Raw genomic sequence first — 16,605 nt, forward strand, 5'->3', positions numbered from 1 at the left:
ATTCATATTGTACCCCGGGCTGACAAAAAAAGCAAGGGATTTGGACGCGCTCTGCCGGGGCCGTTTGACGGAAGACACCGCAGTACAGAAACAGGCCTGGCACCCGCCGCAGATGCGGGGGCGTCAGGCCTGAATGGCTCAGCTGTTTCATGGGTAGGCATTGGAGTAGCTCTCTCCGGACTCCAGTGAAATATGCCGGGCGGCGAACAGCTCCTCTACCGTGACAAAAAGGTAGCCCTGGGCGTGGAGCTGGTCCACAATCTGAAGGGCGGCGTCCACCGAGGCGGGGAAGATGTCGTGCATGAGGACAATGGCCCCGTCCCTGGCCTGGGCCGTCACCTCCGCTACCTCCCGGGGTGTGTTCTGGTCCCGCCAGTCCTCCGGGTCAATGGACCAGATGATGATGGGGCACTCCGCCCACGCCTTTACCGAGGCGTCCGTCATGCCGTAGGGCGGCCGGAGAAGAAAATCCCGGTGCCCCAGTATGCCCGCCAGCAGGTCCCGGGTGCGGCCCACCTGGGCATCAAAGTCCGCCCGGTTCAGTCCGGTCAGCTTTATGTGGTCATAGGTGTGGATGCCCACCTGGTGCCCCTCTGCCTCCATGCGGCGGACAATGTCCTCATTGCCCTCCACCTGGGCGCCGATGAGGAAGAAGGTGACGTGTACCCCCCGCTCCGCCAGCCCGTCCAGCAGGGCGGTGGTGGTGGAGCGTCGGGGTCCGTCGTCAAAGGTGAGGGCGATGAGCTTCTGCTCCCCGTCTTCGGACAGCACGGGCACCTGGGCGGTGCTCTCCACCGTGACGGCGGCAGGCAAAGCGGCCCTCAGCGCAGCCCCCGCCGTAAGGGCCAGCGCCAGGACCGCCGCACCGCTCAAAAGAGCAAATTTTCGCCTGTACTGCCTGTTTTCCATCCCGTCCGCCGCCTTTCTGTCTGTTCAAAGACAGTATGTGCGGCGGACGGCTTTTTTTGTGATGCAATTTTTTCTTGTTTACTGTCCGTCCCTGGGGTCCGGGTCCCCCTCCAGAGAGAGGAAGTAGCGGTAGTAGGGCAGGAGGAAGCTATACCCGTCCACCAGCACCTGGGGCAGCTCCGGCGTGAAGAGCACGCCGCCGTTGGGGCACTCCCGGGAGAGCACCAGCCCTTTCCGGTTGTACCAGGGGGTCAGCAGCGGGGTAGTCTGTCCCTTGGGGCGCTTGTACTCCTCCCCTTCCAGCACAAACTCTTTCTGCTTGTTGAAGGCCCGCACCAGCTTCTCAAAGGACTTGGGGTCCCGGTCCAGCCGGGCACGGAACTTGGCCATGGTCAGGGCGCCTGCGCACCAGTAGCCCAGGCCGTAGCTCCAGGACTCGGGGGCCAGCTCAAACCAGAACACCGGCCGGCCCGTCCACTCCTCGCCGCCCGGGCGCTCCATGGACAGCCACAGGTGGTCCTTATAGGGTCCCCGGCCGTGGAGCCGCCGGGCATCCCGGTAGATGCGGGACACCTTGAGCACCAGCCCCAGGTCCCCGTGCCGCTGGGTCATCTCGTCGAACACCTGCCGCCCCAGCTCCCGCATGGGGTTGTAGAAGTGGGTGAGGTACTCCTCCTTGTGGGCCTCAAACCAGGTCTTCTCGTTGTTGAAGCGGATGCCCCACATAAAATCTATCGTCTTGTCGCTGAAGCCCTGAAACACAGGCGTTCTCCTTTCTCTTTCCGAGGATTTCAGTTTACATAATTTATATTATGACTTCTTCTCTTTCACAGCAGCAGCCACAAAGTCCCGGAACAGGGGGTGGGCCTTGTTGGGTCTGCTCTTGAATTCCGGGTGGTACTGCACTCCCACAAACCAGGGGTGGCCGGGCAGCTCCACTGTCTCTACCAGACTGCCGTCGGGAGAGAGGCCGGAGAGTACCAGCCCCTTGGCCGTCAGGGCCTCCCGGTACTGGTTGTTGAACTCGTAGCGGTGGCGGTGGCGCTCGGAGATGACCTCCTGGCCGTAGGCCCTGCGGATCTTGGTGTCTCCCTCCGTCAGGCGGCAGGGATAGGCCCCCAGGCGCATGGTGCCCCCCTTCTCGGTCACGTTCCGCTGCTCGTCCATCAGGGCGATGACCGGATAGGGGGTGGCCGGGTCCAGCTCGGCGGAGTGGGCGCCGGTGAGACCGGCTGCATGGCGTGCAAACTCCACCACCGCCATCTGCATGCCCAGGCAGATGCCCAGGAAGGGCACGTTGTTCTCCCGGGCGTACCGGATAGCGGAGATTTTGCCCTCCACACCACGGCTTCCGAAGCCGCCGGGTACCAGGATGCCGTCACAGTCACGCAGCAGGTCTGCCGCGTTCTCGTCGGTGACCTGCTCGGCGTCCACCCACTTGATGTCCACCTTCACGCCGTTTTCAATGCCGCCATGGGTGAGGGCCTCGGCCACCGACAGATAGGCGTCGTGGAGGGCCACATACTTGCCCACCAGGGCGATACGCACCGTCCCCGCCGGGCGCTTGGCCCGCTCCACCATGGCTTCCCACTCGGTCAGGTCGGGGGCGGTATCCCCCAGGCCCAGACGGCGGCAAACTGCTCTGGCCAGGCCCTCCTGCTCCAGCATGAGGGGCACCTCGTAGAGGATGGGTGCGGTTAGGTTGGGGATCACATTCTCCGGGGCGATGTTGCAGAAGAGGGCGATCTTCTCCCGCAGGTCACGGGGCACCGGGCTGTCGCTCCGTGCCAGAATCACGTCGGGCTGGATGCCCAGGCCCAGCAGCTCCTTCACCGAGTGCTGGGTGGGCTTGCTCTTCAGCTCCCCGGTGCCCGGGATGGACACGATGAGGGACACGTGGAGGTACATCACGTCCTGACGCCCCACCTCCTGGCCCACCTGGCGGATGGCCTCCAGGAAGGGCTGGGACTCGATGTCGCCCACGGTGCCGCCGATTTCGGTGATGACCACATCCACCGCTCCGGACCGGCCCACCCGGTAGATCCGGCTCTTGATCTCGTCGGTGATGTGGGGGATGACCTGGATGGTGCCCCCCAGATAGTCGCCGCTCCGCTCCCGGCTCAGCACGGTCCAGTACACCTTGCCCGAGGTGACCGAGGAGTTGACGGTGAGATTTTCGTCGGTAAAGCGCTCATAGTGGCCCAGATCCAGGTCGGTCTCGGCGCCGTCGTCGGTGACGAACACCTCGCCGTGCTGGTAGGGGTTCATGGTGCCCGGGTCCACGTTTAGGTAGGGGTCGAACTTCTGGAGGGCCACCCGCAGGCCCCGCTGCTTGAGCAGCCGTCCCAGGGACGCCGCCGCAATGCCCTTTCCCAGTCCGGAAACCACGCCGCCGGTGACAAAGATATACTTCACTGCCATATTACAATTCCTCCCATCGTTTCAGATGGGACCCCATTGTCCCGGGACGCCCTTGCCCCTGCCTTCCTATTCTGTTTTCATTCCGTACAAAAAGCAAAACAGCCCTGGTACGCTGTACCCAGGCTGTCCGGTACGTTTTATTTTACTCGCTCTTCCCCGCTCCCGTCAAGACAGAAGGTCCAATTTTCTATCAGCGTTCTGTTGACATAAAACTGCAACGGTATGAATGGCCGGCCCGCCACCCAAGGAGACGGCGTGCGCGCCGGGAGACAGGCCGATTTTTGAGGCCACAGACGCCTCCACACAGAAGCCGCTTTTCCTGGTGCCGGTCTGCTCCGGGTCAAACAGGGCGGAGGACTCCACCACAGAAGCGGCATAGACCCAGGGAAGACAGAGCATCCAGTCCTGAACCTCCCGCTGAAGGGACTGGGAGAAGTCGATATGCTGGCCGGTCTGGTCCACCAGAAGCCAGAGCTGGGGCATGGAGGAGCGTTCACACCGGTAGAGCAGCCGGGAGATCAGCGCCAGGTCGGCCTCCTGGCGCTGGAGGGCCTTCAGGCGGCGGGTGAGGGACTCCAGCTCCCGCTCCGTCTCCGCCTGCTTTTCCGCCACCATGCGGCCCAGTGCCTCAGGCGTCTCACAGGAGAAAAGCGCGAGGGTCTCGTCCAGAGAAAAGCCCAGCTCATGGTACCGGCGGATGCTGTACAGCCATTTGAGATTGCGGGCCTGATAGCGCCGGGCGGTGCCGTCCTGTTGGCGCTCCGGAACCAGAAGGCCGTGCTGCTCATAAAACCGCAGGGCCTGGGGCGTGATGCCGAAGCGCTTTGCCAGCGAGCCGATTTTATAGTACATGAAATTACAACCATCCTTCCGCGAAGACGGGAATGCGCCGCTGAAGAGGGAGAGAAGCTGAGGGGCAGCCAGAGCGCCTATGCTCTAAATTATATAGTTTCTCTCCGAAATTTCAAGGCAAAGAGGAAATAACGGAGATTCTGGATAAAATTGTATGTTGCTGGCGCTTTTGGGGAGACAGAAAGGTGAGAGCCCCATCCCGCCTGCCGCCGGGCTTTTATGAACAGGAGGATTTCCACACCCCTTAATGCTTGCGGAACAGGGGAAAAAAGGATATAATGACTCAAACGCGTTATCGCGGCAAAGGAGTGAAGCCTGATGGAGAAAATCAAGATGACCACCCCTCTGGTGGAGATGGACGGGGACGAGATGACCCGCGTCCTGTGGCAGCAGATTAAGGACGAGCTGCTGCTGCCTTATATTGACCTGAAGACCGAGTATTACGACCTGGGCCTGCCCGAGCGGGAGAAGACCCGGGATCAGGTGACCATCGATTCCGCCGAGGCCACCAAGAAGTACGGCGTGGCCGTCAAGTGCGCCACCATCACCCCCAACGCCCAGCGTGTGGAGGAGTACAAGCTCACCGAGATGTGGAAGTCCCCCAACGGCACCATCCGGGCCATTCTGGACGGCACCGTGTTCCGCGCCCCCATCATGGTCAAGGGCATCTCCCCGGTGGTCAAGACCTGGAAGGAGCCCATCACCATCGCCCGTCACGCCTACGGCGACGTGTACAAGGGCACCGAGTACCGGGTGCCCGGCCCCGGCAAGGCTGAGCTGGTGTTCACCGATGAGAGCGGCAAGGAGCAGTTCCGCCAGACCGTGTACGACTTCGAGTGCGCCGGCGTGCTCCAGGGTCAGTACAACAAGGACAGCTCCATCTCCTCCTTTGCCCGCTCCTGCTTCCAGTACGCCATCGACACCAAGCAGGACCTGTGGTTCGCTACCAAGGACACCATCTCCAAGAAGTATGACCACACCTTCAAGGACATCTTCCAGGAGATCTACGACGCCGAGTACAAGGCCAAGTTCGAGGAGCTGGGCATCGAGTACTTCTACACCCTCATCGACGACGCTGTGGCCCGCGTGGTCCGCTCCAAGGGCGGCTTCATTTGGGCCTGCAAGAACTACGACGGCGACGTGATGAGCGACATGGTGTCCACCGCCTTCGGCTCCCTGGCCATGATGACCTCCGTGCTGGTCAGCCCCGACGGCAAGTACGAGTACGAGGCCGCCCACGGCACCGTCACCCGCCACTACTACAAGTACCTGAAGGGCGAGGAGACCTCCACCAACCCGGTGGCCACCCTCTTCGCCTGGTCCGGCGCCCTCCGCAAGCGGGGCGAGCTGGACGGCAATGCCGACCTGATGACCTTCGCCGACAAGCTGGAGGCCGCCACCATCGCCACCATCGAGGGCGGCGTGATGACCAAGGATCTGGTGGGCCTGTGGGAGGGCGAGACTCCCGCCAAGGGCGTCACCTCCCTGGAGTTCCTCCGGGCCATCAAGGCCAATCTGGAGAAGAGCCTGTAAAATAAGAAGCGCCCCGCGGCAGCCAGGCCGCGGGGCGCTTGTCTTGTTATGACAGTGGGATGGTCTCCCCGTTGAGGGTCACCGATTCCACCAGCGACAGATCAATGGGCTCGTTGAACTCCCACATCACCCAGCCCACCCGCTGGCTCCATACCTCGTCACAGTAGGCAGGGGCGAGGGTGGTACCGTCAGAGAGCGAGACGGCGAGGGACAGCTCTGAGCCGGTGAGCTGACAGGGGTATTCCTGTCCGTCAGGCGTAGAGAAATCGGCGCAGATACTGAGAGGAGAGACGGTCACCTGGTCCAGTTGGGCGTCCCAATCCCGGCCGTAGGGCAATTCCCCGTTCCGGGTATAAGGGAATAGCACTGTCTCTGCCGGAGCGGCGGTCCGCTGCTCCACGGCCTCCACGGGGACGGTAATTTCCCAATTCCCTTCAATACGTCCGCCGGCCACAGAGTAATGGGCGCGGAGCGCCAGGAGATTCAGATATGGCAGGGTATCCTCTGTCAGGCTGGGCAGGCACACGTCCCAGCCCCCCTCCACAGCGGTCCACACTGCGTCCCCCACGCCCTGGCTGGGCCAGCGGTTGGGGTCCTCCGGGTCATAGAGGTAGTATTCAACGCTGAAAACCGGTTGATCGGCGTACTCCGACGCATCGGCGGAGGAGACCTTCGCACTCTGAGCAAAGCGTATATGGTAGCGTCCGTCTGTGGCAAAGCCCATGGAGGAGATAAAGACATCCGGGTGGTCAGATTCTTCCACGGGACACAGTGTGTCGCCGGGAAGCTGCTCATTCCCTGCAATAAGCAGGGGCGTCTGGCCCGGCAGGAGCACGGTCGCGCCGCTTTCCGGCGTGGTGCTCTCCAGAGTGGAAGAGGGAATATCCGTGCCGTCCAGCGCAATGCGGGCCGACCGTTCCCCGGGGAGAAGGTAGGTCATATCCAGCTTTGCACGGGTGGGCGGCTCCTGGGAGAGCTCGTCGGTGCCCCGGCTGTACACCAGAGTGGCCAGATGCCGCTCCGGGTCGTAGTCCAGCACCTTCAGTCCGCTTCCGCCGTTGCCCCAGCTGAACGTCCCGCCGGTCTCCAGGGAGAGAAGCAGGTCGCAGGCGGTATCTTCATGAAAGAGCTCCCCGGTCAGATCTTCCATGGTGAAGTAGAGGCGGGTGAGGCGGCTGTCCGCCAGGGCGGCCTGCACCTCCATGCGGACGCCCTGGTCCTCACAGCCACCCAGCACCTCGGTGACGTAGGGGGCTCGGGACCCCAAATCCTCCTGAATGATTTTCCACAGGGTGGGGCCTGCCGCTGCGGCGGCAATCACCAGCGCGGCGCACACGGCCAGGGCGGCCGCAGCCCGGCGGGGCAGACCGGGACGGCGGACGGGATGTTCCGACGCCTGAAGCACCTGCTCCCGCATGTCCGCACGGAAGCGCAGGCCGTCCAGAGCCCGGTCCAGGGACTGAGCCATGTTATGCTTCTTCATAATACCACTCCTTCAGCATGGGCTTGAGCCTTTCTCTGGCCCGCATGAGACGGACCGACACGGTGCCGGTGGGAAGGCGGAGCATCCGGGCGATTTCAGGTGTGGAAAAGCCCTGATAGTAGTGAAGCACCACAATTTCCCTGTACTTTTTCGGCAGGGACAGCACGGCGCGGAGCACAGTGCCGTCCTCCGCCTGCTGCTCCGGCGCGGCCAGCTCACCCAGCGCCTCCCAGTCCACCCGGCGTCTGCGCCAGGGAGAGCGGAGCTGGTGGCGGCACACGTTGACGGCAATGCTGGTCAGCCAGGTTTTGACCGCCGCCCGCCCGTCAAAGCGGTCCCAGCTCTGCCAGGCCCGGAGAAAGGTCTCCTGGGCGGCGTCCTCGGCGGTGGCGCGATCCCGCAGGATGAGAAAGCACAGCCGCAGAATACAGTCCCCGTGCTCCGCCATGGTCTGCTCCAAATCCATCTGCCTCATCTCCTTTCCTCTGCCTATCAGAGCCATGAGCCGCCGGTTTTGTTTCACCTGTATAAAAATATTTTGTCAGGGCATCCTTCCCGTATCCATGATAAGGGAGGTACTGCCCATGTCCGTTTCATTTGACAAGAGCCAGACCAGAGAAAACCTGATGCGCGCCTTTGCCGGAGAGAGCCAGGCACGCAACCGCTACACCTTTGCTGCCGGTCTGGCCCGGAAGAACAACCTTCAGGTGCTCCAGGGGGTATTCCTCTTCACCGCCGGCCAGGAGGAGCAGCACGCCAAGGTGTATTACGACCTGCTGGAGCAGCTCTCAGGACAGACCGTCCAGGTGGACGGCACCTATCCGGTGGATATCTTCCCCGATGTGCTCCGCCATCTCCAGGCCGCCCGGCACAACGAGTACCACGAGTGGGAGCACGACTACACCGGCTTTGCCAAGATTGCCAAGGAGGAGGGGTTCCCTGAGATCTCCCACATTTTCTCCTCCATCGCCCGGGTGGAAAAGACCCACGGCGACCGCTTCGGCGCCTTTGCCGACCTGCTGGAGCAGGGTAAGCTCTTTGTCAGCGATGTGGAGTGCCGCTGGATGTGTCTCAACTGCGGCCACGTGGTGGAGGGAACCATGGCCCCGGCGGTCTGTCCCGTGTGCAAGCACCCCCAGGGCTACTTTATCCGCTGGGAGATGTCCCCCTACGCCGTGCCCCTGAAGTGACAAAAAATGCGGAGGCGTCTCGTCTGAGATGCCTCCGCATGCTGTTTATCAGGACATATTGCCGGAGATTTTCTCCTCCGTATCCAGGCGCATCTGCTCCCGCAGGGCCCTCAGGAAGGGATAGGGAGCGGCATCCTCCGTTCCGTAGGTGCGGTTGAGCTCGTATTCTAGGGGAATCCAGGTCTCCAGCGGGGCCTCATTGTGCTGGAGCACTGCCTCCATCCGGTCCAGGGCCTTGAACACCTTGGCCTCGGGGGTCTCTCTGGCCTCCATCTCGGCGAACAGGGCCGCCAGCTCACCCGAGAGGGGCTGGGGCAGGGAGGCCACCAGACCGTCAATGGCCTTTGCCTCGGTGCGCTCGTTGGCGTCGGTCTTTTCGAAGGAGGGGATGTCGCCGGTGATAGCCTCGCCAAGGTCGTGGATGAGGCACATGCGAAGAACCTTGTCCATGTCCACGCCGGGAATCTGGTCCTTCATGAGAAAGGCCATCAGAGCCAGCCGCCAGGAGTGCTCGGCCACCGACTCGTGCCGCCAGCTGGAGGTGTAGGAGTGGCGGGTATTGCACTTGAGCTTCTCGGCAATGTGGAGAAAGTCCAGCAGTTCATTGGGTTCCATGTCAGTTGACCTCCTGAAAGCGTACTCTGGGCCGGTCGGGGTGCTCACCGGACCAGCCTGTCTGGGGCATGGCGTTCAGCGCTGCCATATCCTTCTCGGTCAGGGAGAAGGAGAACAGGTCCAGGTTCTCCGCCATCCGTTCCGGGCTGGAGGACTTGGGCAGGGGGAGCACACCCCGCTGAAGGGCAAAGCGCAGGCAGATTTGGGCGGGGGATACGCCGTGCTCAGCCGCCAGACGGGCGAGTACGCCATTGCCCGCCAGCCGGTTCCGGCCCAGGGGGCTCCAGGCCTCCACCAGAATGTTGTGGGACTGGCAGAAGGCAACGGTCTCATCCTGGGTGTAGCCCGGATGGAACTCCAGCTGGTCCACCATAGGGGCCACGTTGGCTGAGGCCAGAATGGGCTCCAAGTGGTGGGGCAGGAAATTGCTCACTCCGATGGCGCGTACCAGACCGGACTCATACAGCCGCTCCAGAGCACGCCAGGTCTCCCGGTCCAGCTTGGCCCAGTCCTCCAGCTCCAGGTCCGGTCTGGGCCAGTGGATGAGGTAGAGGTCCAGATAGCCGGTCCCCAGCCGTTCCAGCGTGGCGTCAAAGGCCCGGAGGGCGGCGTCATAGCCCATCTCGGTTTTCCACAGCTTGGAGGTGAGGAAAAAGTCCTCTCTGGGAATATCACGCTCCGCGACGGCCCGGCCCAGAGCTTCCTCGGTGCCGTAGAAGGAGGCGGTGTCAAAGTGGCGATACCCCTGGGCGATGGCGTTGGACAGGACAGCGCCGTCCCCGTCGCCGGTCTTGTAGGTGCCGAAGCCCACGGCGGGGATGGACAAGCCGTTGGAGAGAACAAATTGTGTCGCAGGGCTGTGCATACGCGTACCCCCTTTTCGTTTGGGAAAAGGGTACCACGCCCGCTGGGAGAAGTCAACCGGCCTTTGCGGCGGCGGTGACCTCCGGGACGGAGGGATACACCGGCACGGGCGCAGGAATCCGGCCTCCTCTGGTGAGCAGGGGCACCAGGCCCATCAGCTCGGCCAGGGCGCATACCTTGTCCATGCAGCTGACCACCAGGGACTCCCAGCAGCGGTAGAAGCGATGGAGGGGCAGGGGCCACATGTGGGTGGCGATGATGTCCCGCTCGGTGTCGTTGAGGTCAAACCGGGCCTCAGCGTTGGCCAGGGCGTAGAGGGGGTGGTTGAAGGCGTGGTCTCCGCCGGAGCGGGAGCCGGTCTGCCAATTGTAGAGGAAGAAGTCGTGGAGCAGGCCGCCCCGTGCCGCCGAGCGGGCGTCCAGACCCAGGGCGGCGCAGATGCGGAAGCTGGAGTAGGCCACCAGGCAGCAGTGGTCGTAGGTGCTCACCCCTTTGGCGTGCTGGGGGAGGAAGCGCATGGACTGCACGTCGGGGTGGGCCTCCAGATCGGCCACACAGGAGAGGTATTGGGCGGTGTATTTGAAATTCCACATGGTGTTCATACTCCTTTGTTCATCCGTTTCAGCATGTAACCAGTATAGGAGAAAAAGCAAAAGACAGGCTTTGCGTCACCTTATGATTTTCTTAAGACTTGCGCAAGGAGCCATAAACAAAAGGGAAATCTATCCTCAGTGTGCCACGCCGGAGGACGGACTGCCACCAGGGCGGCGTATGATCTGTGCAAGAATCCGGTAAAATAGGCCTGATAGAAAACCGGCTGTCCAGCCCGCTTCCCGCCTTGATTTTTGCTGCGAACCGCTATATAATGGAATATCTTGTTCGGCGGCTTTTCGCCGCAAAGGAGTTCTGAGCCATGGAAAAAACCTACATTCCCCAGGGCTACGCCCCCTGTCTCAACCTGTATGATACCCAGAAGGCCATCGCCATCCTCAAGCGTCTGTTTGAGGACACCTTGGGCGGCGCCCTCCACCTGCGCCGTGTGTCCGCCCCCCTGTTCGTGGAGGCCAGCACCGGCCTGAACGACGACCTGAACGGCGTGGAGCGGCCTGTATCCTTTGATATCCCCGCCGCCGGGCACGACGCCCAGGTGGTCCACTCCCTGGCCAAGTGGAAGCGCATGGCCCTGTACCGCTACCAGTTCTCCGTGGGCGAGGGCCTGTACACCGACATGAACGCCATCCGCCGGGATGAGCAGCCCGACAACCTTCACTCGGTCTACGTGGACCAGTGGGACTGGGAGAAGGTCATTGCGCCCCGGGACCGGACGGTGGAGTATCTCCAGGCCACGGTGCGCACCATTGTGGACTGCCTGTGCAAGACCCAGTCCACCCTGCGCTCCATGTTCCCCCAGCTCACTGCTCTGCCCCTCATCCACTCCGAGGTGTCCTTTGTCACCACCCAGGAGCTGGAGGACAAGTGGCCCGACCTGACCCCCAAGGAGCGGGAGAACGCCTGGGTGAAGGACCACCCCACCACCTTCCTCATGGGCATCGGCGGCGCCCTCAAGTCCGGCAAGCCCCACGACGGCCGCGCCCCCGACTACGACGACTGGGCCCTCAACGGCGATATCCTGGTGTGGAACCCGGTGCTGGAGCGGGCCTTTGAGATCTCCTCCATGGGCATCCGGGTCTCCCCCGAGTCCCTGGATAAGCAGCTCACCATCGCCGGGTGCGACGACCGCCGCAGCCTCCCCTTCCACAAGATGCTGCTGGAGGGCAAGCTGCCCCTCACCATCGGCGGCGGCATCGGCCAGTCCCGGCTGTGCATGCTGCTGCTGGGCAAGGCCCACATCGGCGAGGTCCAGGCCAGCGTCTGGGACAGCGAAACCCTGGAGGCCTGCCAGAACGCAGGGGTTATCCTTCTGTAAGTCTTTTCCCCATCTGAATCATAACGGCACACGGCGCCTGCCTCCGGTTGATGGAGGCAGGCGCCGTGTGCCGTTTCTTGAAAGGGCCGCCCAGTGCGGCAATGAGGGAAGATGCAGGTTAATAGCAGTACTTCTCCAGAATCTTGCGTTTCTGGTCAATATAGTACTGGTAGTTGGCCATGCTTACGCCGGGCTGCACCCGGTGGTCCAGCGCGGGGATATATCCGCCCTTTTCCAGCAGAGGGGGCAGCTTGGCCAGCTCGCGGTCAATATCCCCTCTGTCGCCCATCAGGGTCAGCTTGTCAATGCCGCCGATGAGCGCCAGATTGGGATGCCGCTGACGGATCAGCTCCGGCTTGGAGCCCGAGTTGATCTCCAGGGGATAGTGTCCGTCTGCTCCGGCCTCCACCAGCAGGTCGGTCAGCGCCACGGTGTTCCCGTCCGAGTCGATGAGCACCTTCTGGATGCCCTTGCTGCGCAGATAGGCAATGAGCTCATGGTAATAGGGCATCATAAATTCCCGGAAAATCTGGGGCGAGACCAGTGCGCCGTGGTTGTACGCCATGTCCTCAAAGAAGCAGGCATAGTCCAGCTTGGTCTTGGTCAGGGCCATGTCCACAAAGCCCTTGACAAAGTCCGTGTGCTGCCGCTGAATGGCGTGAATCAGCTCCGGGTCATCGTAGTAGGCGTACGCCAGGTTTTCAATGCCCATCAGGATGCGGGGCCAGGCCAGATATCCGTCGATCCACAGTCCCACCGCCTGCCCCTGCTCCTTTCCCCGGCGCAGCATGGCCTCAAAGCCGGGCTGCACCCGGGTCGGGTCCCAGGGGTCCATGCGGGAGGGCACTTTTTTCAGGAAATCCTCCATGGTCTCCACAGGGTATTTGCTCTGGAAGCTCATGCTGCCGGAGAACTTGTGCTCCAGAATCCGGCCGCATTCTCCCTCATAGAGCCGGGTCTCCTCGGTCTCCTCCACCAGAATCTTGGAAAAGGGAGGCCAGATGCCCCACTCGATTCCCACCGGTCCGTCGTCGCCGAAGTAGTTGATCAGATTGGTCTCAAAGCCGCGGTCGCAGCCGAAATAGGCCTCCACCCGTTCCGTGGTATCCACATCGGCGGGCAGGCCCTGCTGGTGCCACTCGTCGATGGTCTCCCGCCAGTATCCAAAGTCCATGACCGGAATCCGGTCCACAGACTGAAAGGAGAGGGCGCGCATAAAGCGCTCTCCCGGCGTCATTGTTCTCATCTGTCTTCTTTCCTCCTTGTCACGCCAGCTGTGCCGTCCCGTTCTGCCGGTGGGTGCGCCACTCGTTCCACGCCACCACGGCGATGGTGAGCACATAGGGGATGCACTGCACAATCTCATTGGGCACGTTGATGGTCCCCTGGAGAGACATCTGCGCTGCGTCAGCCAGACCGAAAAACAGGCTGGCAGCCAGGACACCCAGAGGATGATAGCGGCCGAACAGAATTGCCGCAATTGCGATAAAGCCCCGTCCGCTGACCATATCCTTGATAAACATGTTCAGGTAGGAGATGGAGAGGTAGGCGCCCGCCAGACCGCAGCACAGGCCGCCTATCATAACCGCGATGTACTGCGTCCGCTTTACCGAGACGCCCATGACAAAGGCCGCTCTGGGATTTTCACCCGCAGCCATAACATGCAGGCCGAACTTTGTACGGAAGAGCAGGTAATTGGCCGCAATGGCAATCACAATCGCCAGAATGGTCAGGATTGAGATGTTGGAGAGCACCTCACCCAGCACCGGGATCTGTTCCGCCCCCGGCACCGTCAGCGCGGGCAGCTTCTCCACCGCCGCGGAAGTACCCTTGTTTCCAAAGAAGATATCCAGCATGTAGATGGTAAAGTTGGTGGCAAAAATATTGACCACCAGGCCAATGACCGTCTGATCCACGCCAACCGAAATGCAGAGGAAGGCATGGAGCAGAGAGATGAGCAGTCCGGTCAGGGCGCCCGCCAGCAGGCCGACCCATGGATTCCCCGAGAGATAGCTCCCCATGGCCGCGGCAAACGCGCCGAACAGCATGGTGCCCTCAAGGCCGATGTTGGTGATGCCGCTTCGCTCGCCGAACAGGCCGCCCACGCCGCCCAGTGCAATGGGGGTGGCAGAGGCCAGCATACGGGCCAGGATGGAGCCAATCATCACGTTCATGCCGTCCCCTCCTTTCTTCTCCGCCCAATGGCCGGCAGAGAAATCTTCCAGCGGCCCAGCACGGTGTTGCCCACGACCACAAAGGCAAACACCAGGCCGGTCAGTACATTGACCCACTCCGTGGGAACACTGGTCATGATGTTGATGTTCACGCCGCCGTAGCTCATCAGTCCCAGCAGCAGGGCCGTAACCAGAACGCCGATGGGATGATTGCCGGCAATCATGGCAATGGTGATGCCATCAAAGCCGTATCCGGGGGAGAAGTTGACCTCCATGTACCCGTAGGCACCCAGCACCCGCTCCATGCCCACCAGGCCGGCCACAGCGCCGGAGAGCATCATGGTCACAATCACCAGGCGGCCGGCGGGAATGCCGGAGTAGCGGGCCGCCTCCAGGTTCCGTCCCGCCGCGTCCACCTGCCAGCCGAAGGAGGTGCGGTTGAATACCACCCATGCCGCCAGGCACAGCAGCACCGCCAGAATCAGTCCCGTATTCAGATGCTCAGGTGGTTTGAACTGGAACAGCCGGGCGCTCTCCTCCACATAGGGGGTCCGCGCCGTCTGGCCCGGATTGCGGAAATATTTGACCACAATCAGGGAGACCACGCTGCTTACCACATAGTTGAGCATGATGGTGGAGATGACCTCATGCACGCCCAGCTTGACCTTTAAAATGGCCGGAATCCACGCGCACAGCGCGCCTGCAATCATGGCGCCGACAATACAGATCAGAATATGCAGCCAATGGGGAAGGCCCGTCAGCGCACACCCCAGATAGGCCGCGGTCAGTCCGCCCAGATAGAGCTGTCCCTCCACGCCGATGTTGAACACATTGCAGCGAAAGGCCAGGGCTGAAGCCAGGCCGGCAAAGATAAGCGGTGTGGCCTTGCCCAGAACCTTGACCAGATTGCTGGGCTTGGAGAGGGGCTCAATGAGCAGATAGTAGTATACCTCTGCCGGATTTTGTCCCTGGATCAGCAGCATAACCGCGCCTACCAGCAGCGCCATCAGAAAGCTGACTGCTACAATGGCAATTCCAAGCCCTCTGCTCTGTCTCTGCTTCATGTCTCCACCCCCTCAGGCTTCAGTCCGGCCATCATCATTCCCAGCTTGTCCACATCGGCGTCCTTCCGGTCCACAATCCCCATGATTTTCCCCTTGAAAAACACGGCGATCCGGTCGGACAGACGCAGCACCTCCGACAGCTCGGTGGACACCAGGAGCACCGCCTTGCCCGCTTTCTTCTGCTCCTCCAGCTGGTCGTACACAAACTCAATGGCGCCGATATCCAGTCCCCGGGTGGGGTTGACCGCCGCGATCAGGTCCGCCTCCCGCAGGCCGAACTCCCGCGCCAGAATGACCTTCTGCTGGTTTCCGCCCGACAGCTCCGACACGTTGGCCTCCACCGACGGCATCCGCACATCATAGGCCTTTGCCAGCGTCTCCACTTCCCGGTTCAGCTTCGCCTTTTTCAGGAAAAAGCCGTTGCCCAGCCGTCTGCTGCTCTCGCAGCCCAGAACTGTATTGCGGGTAATGGAGCTGTTCATCACCAGACCGTGCTTCTGCCGGTCAGGCGGGATCAGCGCCATGCCGCAGCGGCGGATTTTGGCGCTGGACAGATTGGTCAGCTCTTTTCCGCCCTTCCACACCTTTCCCTCGGTCACCCGCTCCAGGCCAAACAGGGCGCGGATCAGCTCATTCTGGCCGTTGCCGTCCACGCCCGCAATTCCCAGCACTTCTCCGGCGCGGATATGGATGGACACATGGTCCAGGCCGCTGGTATAGCGGGTGCGTCCGGTGCACAGCCCCTCTGTGCGGAGCACCTCCTGCCCCTTCTCCGTCTCCAGCGGCATGCCCTCCGTCCGGACAGCCCGGCCCACCATCATCTGGATGAGAGCGGCCGTATCCACTTCCGCTCTGGATACGGTGCCCACCTTCTCTCCCAGACGGAGCACAGAGATATCGTCCGCCACGGCCAGCACCTCCTCCAGCTTATGGCTGATGAAGATGATGGTCTTTCCCATGGCCTTGAGGCTGCGCATATTCTCCAGAAGGTTGTGGATCTCCTGGGGTGTCAGTACAGCAGTGGGCTCATCGAAGATGATGTACTCCGCGCTGCGGATCAGCACCTTCAGAATCTCCACCCGCTGCTGTTCGCCCACCGTCAGGGTTCCTACGGCCTGCTCCAGATTCAGCGGCATATCGTATTCCGTGCACGCCTGATTGAGGAGGTCCAGGGCGGCCCGCTTGTCAATTCTGCCCCGCTTTCCCGGCTCTGCGCCCAGAATGGCGTTCTGCCATACGCTCAGGCTGGGGACCAGCATGAAGTGCTGATGCACCATGCCGATTCCGGCCGCTGCCGCGTCCTGGGGGCGCTGAAAGTTCTGCACGCTGCCGTCAACCAGGATTTCTCCCCGGGTGGGCTGCAGCACGCCGCTCAAAATATTAACCAGTGTGGACTTACCCGCGCCGTTCTCTCCGATGATGGCGTGGATGGTCCCCTTTCTGATGGTCAGATCCACCTGCTTCAGCGCCGGCTTGCTGCCGAAGTACTTCTGGATGCCTCTCATCTCAATTCCTTGCAAGCTTTCTCCCTCCTCTGCATAAAACGGGCGCCCCGGACTGCTCCGGGGCGCCT

16 protein-coding genes are annotated in these 16,605 nt (G+C 62.0%); 3 read left to right on the forward strand and 13 right to left on the reverse strand.

Annotated elements, in window-relative coordinates:
• Positions 1-147: 147 nt before the first annotated feature.
• The 4 genes from ACOX7T_RS05745 to ACOX7T_RS05760 form a co-directional block, all read right to left on the reverse strand.
• Positions 148-909 carry a polysaccharide deacetylase family protein gene (locus ACOX7T_RS05745; protein ID WP_433440751.1) on the reverse strand — a complete coding sequence of 254 codons (762 nt, stop codon included), beginning with the start codon at positions 907-909 and terminating at the stop codon, positions 148-150.
• A gap of 78 nt (positions 910-987) precedes the next feature.
• Complete coding sequence (locus ACOX7T_RS05750) at positions 988-1,671, reverse strand: DUF2461 domain-containing protein (RefSeq protein ID WP_433440753.1); 684 nt, start codon at positions 1,669-1,671, stop codon at positions 988-990.
• A gap of 48 nt (positions 1,672-1,719) precedes the next feature.
• Entirely contained in the window at positions 1,720-3,330 is a 1,611-nt protein-coding gene (locus ACOX7T_RS05755) for a CTP synthase (RefSeq protein WP_433440755.1), read from the reverse strand.
• Between the two features lie 165 nt (positions 3,331-3,495).
• Positions 3,496-4,182 carry a MerR family transcriptional regulator gene (locus tag ACOX7T_RS05760; protein WP_433440757.1) on the reverse strand — a complete coding sequence of 229 codons (687 nt, stop codon included), beginning with the start codon at positions 4,180-4,182 and terminating at the stop codon, positions 3,496-3,498.
• Positions 4,183-4,500: 318 nt separating this feature from the next.
• On the opposite strand from ACOX7T_RS05760, the gene ACOX7T_RS05765 reads away from it, so the two are divergent.
• Positions 4,501-5,715: an NADP-dependent isocitrate dehydrogenase gene (locus ACOX7T_RS05765; protein WP_433440759.1), complete on the forward strand. Its 1,215-nt coding sequence runs from the start codon at positions 4,501-4,503 to the stop codon at positions 5,713-5,715.
• A gap of 46 nt (positions 5,716-5,761) precedes the next feature.
• Here ACOX7T_RS05765 and ACOX7T_RS05770 read toward each other — a convergent pair whose 3' ends face one another.
• Both ACOX7T_RS05770 and ACOX7T_RS05775 read right to left on the reverse strand, forming a co-directional pair.
• Positions 5,762-7,198, reverse strand: a complete 1,437-nt coding sequence (locus ACOX7T_RS05770) for a hypothetical protein (RefSeq protein WP_433440761.1) — start codon at positions 7,196-7,198, stop codon at positions 5,762-5,764.
• Positions 7,185-7,664: a sigma-70 family RNA polymerase sigma factor gene (locus ACOX7T_RS05775; protein ID WP_433440763.1), complete on the reverse strand. Its 480-nt coding sequence runs from the start codon at positions 7,662-7,664 to the stop codon at positions 7,185-7,187. The genes ACOX7T_RS05770 and ACOX7T_RS05775 overlap by 14 nt, the downstream gene beginning before the upstream one ends.
• Positions 7,665-7,782: 118 nt before the next feature.
• On the opposite strand from ACOX7T_RS05775, the gene rbr reads away from it, so the two are divergent.
• Positions 7,783-8,388 (forward strand): rubrerythrin, encoded by a 606-nt coding sequence (gene rbr, locus ACOX7T_RS05780; RefSeq protein ID WP_433440765.1) that lies wholly within the window; start codon positions 7,783-7,785, stop codon positions 8,386-8,388.
• A 48-nt stretch (positions 8,389-8,436) separates the two neighbouring features.
• Here the strand turns inward: rbr and ACOX7T_RS05785 are convergent, their stop codons facing one another.
• Genes ACOX7T_RS05785 through ACOX7T_RS05795 form a run of 3 tightly spaced genes read right to left on the reverse strand, consistent with a single transcriptional unit; the run spans position 8,437 to position 10,460 of the window.
• Positions 8,437-9,003 carry an HD domain-containing protein gene (locus tag ACOX7T_RS05785; protein WP_433440767.1) on the reverse strand — a complete coding sequence of 189 codons (567 nt, stop codon included), beginning with the start codon at positions 9,001-9,003 and terminating at the stop codon, positions 8,437-8,439.
• Position 9,004: 1 nt separating this feature from the next.
• The gene (locus ACOX7T_RS05790; protein WP_433440769.1) at positions 9,005-9,868 is read right to left on the reverse strand and encodes an aldo/keto reductase; all 864 of its coding nucleotides are present in this window, start codon (positions 9,866-9,868) and stop codon (positions 9,005-9,007) included.
• A gap of 52 nt (positions 9,869-9,920) precedes the next feature.
• Positions 9,921-10,460 (reverse strand): phosphohydrolase, encoded by a 540-nt coding sequence (locus ACOX7T_RS05795; protein WP_433440771.1) that lies wholly within the window; start codon positions 10,458-10,460, stop codon positions 9,921-9,923.
• A 320-nt stretch (positions 10,461-10,780) separates the two neighbouring features.
• On the opposite strand from ACOX7T_RS05795, the gene asnA reads away from it, so the two are divergent.
• Positions 10,781-11,794 carry an aspartate--ammonia ligase gene (gene asnA, locus ACOX7T_RS05800; protein ID WP_433440773.1) on the forward strand — a complete coding sequence of 338 codons (1,014 nt, stop codon included), beginning with the start codon at positions 10,781-10,783 and terminating at the stop codon, positions 11,792-11,794.
• 118 nt (positions 11,795-11,912) lie between these two features.
• Here the strand turns inward: asnA and ACOX7T_RS05805 are convergent, their stop codons facing one another.
• Genes ACOX7T_RS05805 through ACOX7T_RS05820 form a run of 4 tightly spaced genes read right to left on the reverse strand, consistent with a single transcriptional unit; the run spans position 11,913 to position 16,552 of the window.
• Complete coding sequence (locus ACOX7T_RS05805) at positions 11,913-13,040, reverse strand: uroporphyrinogen decarboxylase family protein (protein ID WP_433440775.1); 1,128 nt, start codon at positions 13,038-13,040, stop codon at positions 11,913-11,915.
• A 19-nt stretch (positions 13,041-13,059) separates the two neighbouring features.
• Entirely contained in the window at positions 13,060-13,968 is a 909-nt protein-coding gene (locus ACOX7T_RS05810; protein WP_433440777.1) for an ABC transporter permease, read from the reverse strand.
• Positions 13,965-15,032: an ABC transporter permease gene (locus tag ACOX7T_RS05815; RefSeq protein ID WP_433440779.1), complete on the reverse strand. Its 1,068-nt coding sequence runs from the start codon at positions 15,030-15,032 to the stop codon at positions 13,965-13,967. Before ACOX7T_RS05815 ends, ACOX7T_RS05810 begins: the two co-directional genes overlap by 4 nt.
• Positions 15,029-16,552, reverse strand: a complete 1,524-nt coding sequence (locus ACOX7T_RS05820) for an ABC transporter ATP-binding protein (RefSeq protein WP_433440781.1) — start codon at positions 16,550-16,552, stop codon at positions 15,029-15,031. The genes ACOX7T_RS05815 and ACOX7T_RS05820 overlap by 4 nt, the downstream gene beginning before the upstream one ends.
• Positions 16,553-16,605 lie beyond the last annotated feature (53 nt).

The organism is Pseudoflavonifractor sp. (assembly GCF_050943825.1).
Taxonomy (GTDB): Bacteria; Bacillota; Clostridia; order Oscillospirales; family Oscillospiraceae; genus Pseudoflavonifractor.

Coding starts and splice junctions, on each gene's coding strand:
- ACOX7T_RS05745 (WP_433440751.1), bottom strand. CDS start 909: ATGGAAAACAGGCAGTACAGGCGAAAATTTGCTCTTTTGAGCGGTGCG.
- ACOX7T_RS05755 (WP_433440755.1), bottom strand. CDS start 3,330: ATGGCAGTGAAGTATATCTTTGTCACCGGCGGCGTGGTTTCCGGACTG.
- ACOX7T_RS05760 (WP_433440757.1), bottom strand. CDS start 4,182: ATGTACTATAAAATCGGCTCGCTGGCAAAGCGCTTCGGCATCACGCCC.
- ACOX7T_RS05765 (WP_433440759.1), top strand. CDS start 4,501: ATGGAGAAAATCAAGATGACCACCCCTCTGGTGGAGATGGACGGGGAC.
- ACOX7T_RS05770 (WP_433440761.1), bottom strand. CDS start 7,198: ATGAAGAAGCATAACATGGCTCAGTCCCTGGACCGGGCTCTGGACGGC.
- ACOX7T_RS05775 (WP_433440763.1), bottom strand. CDS start 7,664: ATGGATTTGGAGCAGACCATGGCGGAGCACGGGGACTGTATTCTGCGG.
- rbr (WP_433440765.1), top strand. CDS start 7,783: ATGTCCGTTTCATTTGACAAGAGCCAGACCAGAGAAAACCTGATGCGC.
- ACOX7T_RS05785 (WP_433440767.1), bottom strand. CDS start 9,003: ATGGAACCCAATGAACTGCTGGACTTTCTCCACATTGCCGAGAAGCTC.
- ACOX7T_RS05790 (WP_433440769.1), bottom strand. CDS start 9,868: ATGCACAGCCCTGCGACACAATTTGTTCTCTCCAACGGCTTGTCCATC.
- ACOX7T_RS05795 (WP_433440771.1), bottom strand. CDS start 10,460: ATGTGGAATTTCAAATACACCGCCCAATACCTCTCCTGTGTGGCCGAT.
- asnA (WP_433440773.1), top strand. CDS start 10,781: ATGGAAAAAACCTACATTCCCCAGGGCTACGCCCCCTGTCTCAACCTG.
- ACOX7T_RS05805 (WP_433440775.1), bottom strand. CDS start 13,040: ATGAGAACAATGACGCCGGGAGAGCGCTTTATGCGCGCCCTCTCCTTT.
- ACOX7T_RS05810 (WP_433440777.1), bottom strand. CDS start 13,968: ATGAACGTGATGATTGGCTCCATCCTGGCCCGTATGCTGGCCTCTGCC.
- ACOX7T_RS05815 (WP_433440779.1), bottom strand. CDS start 15,032: ATGAAGCAGAGACAGAGCAGAGGGCTTGGAATTGCCATTGTAGCAGTC.